This window comes from Algibacter sp., from assembly GCF_049667265.1.
Lineage (GTDB): Bacteria > Bacteroidota > Bacteroidia > Flavobacteriales > Flavobacteriaceae > Algibacter_B.
This window is the reverse complement of the sequence record NZ_JBATHX010000392.1, coordinates 1-3,488: the sequence shown is the minus strand read 5'-3', so window position 1 is coordinate 3,488 and position 3,488 is coordinate 1. Positions and strand designations below refer to the sequence as shown.

The following is a 3,488-nucleotide window of genomic DNA, read 5'->3' as shown; positions in this document are numbered from 1 at the left end:
GGTTTTTCACTTCGTGGATTATCACTTGTGAAAATCACTTTAGTACTTAAAGCCGAAGCAATGTGCCCCATTTTAGGACGTTTGGTTTTATCTCTATCACCACCACAACCAACAACTGTAATTAATTCTTCGTTTTTAGTTCGGATACTATTAATTGTTTCTAACACATTTTTCAATGCATCAGGTGTATGTGCATAATCAACAATGGCCGTTATTTTTTCATCTGAAATGATATATTGAAAACGCCCACTTACACTTTCTAAATCGCTAATTAATCTTAAAATTTCTACTTTTTCAAGTCCTAATAATTCCGCAGTAGCGTAAATAGCTAAAATATTATAGGCATTGAAATTCCCGATAAGTCTTGTCCAAACTTCGCTATCATTCACCTTTAATAATAAACCTCCAAACTGATTTTCTAAAATTTGAGTTTTATAATCTGCATATTGCTTTAAGGCATAAGTATATTTTTTTGCCTGAGTATTCTGCAGCATTACCAACCCATTTTTATCGTCGACATTTACAAGCGCAAAAGCCTTACTTGACAGCTCATCAAAAAACTTCTTTTTAACATCTCTATACTCTGCAAACGTTTTATGATAATCTAAATGATCGTGTGAAAGATTAGTAAATATGCCACCCTCAAAATGCAAACCTTCCGTTCTGAATTGATGAATTCCATGAGAACTCACTTCCATAAAACAAAACTCAACACCTTCAGCATTCATTTCGTTTAAATACCTGTTTATTGTTAAAGAATCTGGTGTGGTATGTGTTGCTTTATATTCAACCTCATCGACCATGATTTTTACAGTAGATAACAATCCAACTTTATACCCCGCTTTTTTAAACAACTGGTACAACAAACTTGTTACGGTAGTTTTACCATTTGTACCAGTAACACCAACGAGTCTTAAATTTTCTGATGGATTTCCATAAAAGTTAGAAGCTATAATAGCTAATGCTTTACTTGTATTATCTACCTCAACATAAGAAACACCATCAACCAGTTTTTCTGGTAAAATTTCGCAAACTACACTTGTAGCACCGTTTTTTATAGCGGTTTCTATGTAATCATGTCCATCGGCAACCAAACCACGAATAGCAACAAACATATGGTCTTTTTCAATTTTTCGAGAATCAAAATTGACCGCAAGAACATTAATGCTCGTACTACCAACTACGGCATTCAAAGTAGCCTTATACAATATGTCTTTTAACGCTATCATGATGCTTTTAAAACTACGGTTTGGTTATTTTTTAGTTTGGTATTTTTATTTATAGACTGCGATTTAACAACGCCTGTTCCGTCTAATTTTACAGTCACTTCAACCTGCATATTTTCCAACAAAACCAAGGCATCCATAGCTGGCATACCAACTAAATTCGGCATAATTGTTTTATAAGTTTGAGCTGTTTTATAGAAGATTTCATATTCCTTTTCAACATCTCCAATTTGCATTTCAAGAGTTTCTATTTCATCTATTAATGGCGTGTCTGTGTAAATTTTTTGAGCGATTCTTTTAAATACGGGTCCAGAAACATCTGCCCCATAATAACCAACACCTTTATCAGGCTCATGAATAACAACTATACATGAGTATTTTGGGTTTTCAGCAGGAAAATATCCTGCAAAAGATGAGATATAATTAAGCTTTTCTTTATCTCTATAATCTTTTTGACACGTACCTGTTTTTCCTGCCATAGAAAAGTTTTCAGAATACAAACTATGACCTGTACCATGTTTCTTTTCAACTACATTTTTAAGTAGTGCTTGTAATTTTGAAATGGTTTCTTTTGAAGCAATTTGCTTATTAATAACCTCCTTTTCAAAAGGCTCAATCACCTTACCAAACTCCTTAACCTCTCTTAAAAATCTTGGTTTTACCATAACCCCATCATTCGCTACAGCATTATAAAAGGTTAAAGTTTGTAACGGTGTAAATGACACGCCATATCCATAAGCCATCCATTGCAAGGCAATTCCGCTCCAACGCCCATTTTTAACTCTCGGATCTGGGATGATTGGTTTTGGTTCACCAATGATTGGCAAATTCAAATCATTTTTCAAATTCATTTCATATAGCCTATCCACAAACTTCTCAGGTTGTTTTCTGTAAGCTTGATCTATAACTTTTACAATTCCTGTATTTGAAGACACCTCAAATGCTCTAGAAACAGTTATTTTACCGTAACCACCATGTTTAGAATCTCGAACTTTTTTCCCGTAGAAACTTAAAATTCCTTTTTCGGTATCAACTACATCACTTGTATCAACCACTTTATCTTCGAAAGCTGCGGCAAGCGCCATAAGTTTGAACGTAGAACCAGACTCATGACTTTCGCCTACTGCGTAATTTAAACGCTCATAATAATAGCCATTACTATTTCTTCCTAAATTGGAAATAGCACGAATTTCCCCAGTTTTAGTTTCCATAACTACAACACAACCGTGATCTGCTTTGTATTTTTCCAGTTGCGCTAATAAAGCATGATGGGCAATATCTTGTATGTTTACATCAATGGTCGTGTACACATCATAACCATCTTTAGGCTCAATTTCATTAGCATCACTTAAAGGCTTCCATTGCCCATTTCCGATTTGCTGTTTCATACGCTGCCCATCAACACCTCGTAAATATTTGATTCCGAAGGCTCCATCAATCCCTGGTCTTGTCACATTACCTTGGTCATCAATACGCTCGTAACCAATAGTTCTTTGCGCAATACCACCCATAGGATGCTCGCGTTTTGTAGTTTGCTCAACTATCAATCCGCCTTTAAACGCGCCAAGATTTAATAATGGAAAATTTCTTAATCGGATATAATCAGAATAGCCAATATCTCTAGCTAATAAGAAGTATCTATTTCTATTTGCACGAGCTCTTCTAATATCCTTTTCTAGGTTATTGGAAGATTTGCCAGAATATTTTGAAAGTGAATCGCAAAGTGGCTTCACATATTTTTCAAACGTTTTTGTTTTTGGCGTTAAGGCATCCAAACGGATGTCATACTTAGGAATTGAGGTTGCTAACAAATTACCGTTAACGGAATACACATTACCTCTATTGGCAGGAATTACCACATTTTTAACAACACGCTCTGTTGCTTTAGCTCTGTAAACATCGCCTTGAAGAAATTGAATACTTAACAATTTAAATACCACGGCAAGCCCGAAGATGAACATACATCCAGCTATAAAATACAAACGGTTTAATATGTTTTTTTCGTTTACTGCCAAGGTTGTTTTATCAATTTTGTTTTTTAATCTTTATTTTTTTTGGCGGAATTACTGAAGGCGCCAATCCTTTATCTTTCATTACTGCAATTACATGCGATTCCATTTTTAGCCTCATAAGCTTCGATCGCCCATCCACAAATGCAGATCGCATTTCTTTAACTTCATTTTTTAATCGTGCAATTTCATATACCTTTTTATCTGCGCTATGCGAACTTGCAATCATTATGATGGCAAGCCCTGATATGAA

The 3,488-nt window shown here is 34.9% G+C and carries 3 protein-coding genes; all 3 read right to left on the bottom strand.

What is annotated here, in order from left to right; genetic code table 11:
• A partial coding sequence (locus WBN21_RS13540) for a UDP-N-acetylmuramoyl-L-alanyl-D-glutamate--2,6-diaminopimelate ligase (protein ID WP_424201149.1) occupies positions 1–1,229 on the bottom strand: 1,229 nt, incomplete at its 3' end.
• Entirely contained in the window at positions 1,226–3,187 is a 1,962-nt protein-coding gene (locus WBN21_RS13535; RefSeq protein WP_424201151.1) for a penicillin-binding protein, read from the bottom strand. The genes WBN21_RS13535 and WBN21_RS13540, both read right to left, overlap by 4 nt.
• Before the next feature lie 64 nt (positions 3,188–3,251).
• Positions 3,252–3,488: FtsL-like putative cell division protein (locus WBN21_RS13530; RefSeq protein WP_424201147.1), on the bottom strand; the 237-nt coding region annotated here is incomplete at its 5' end.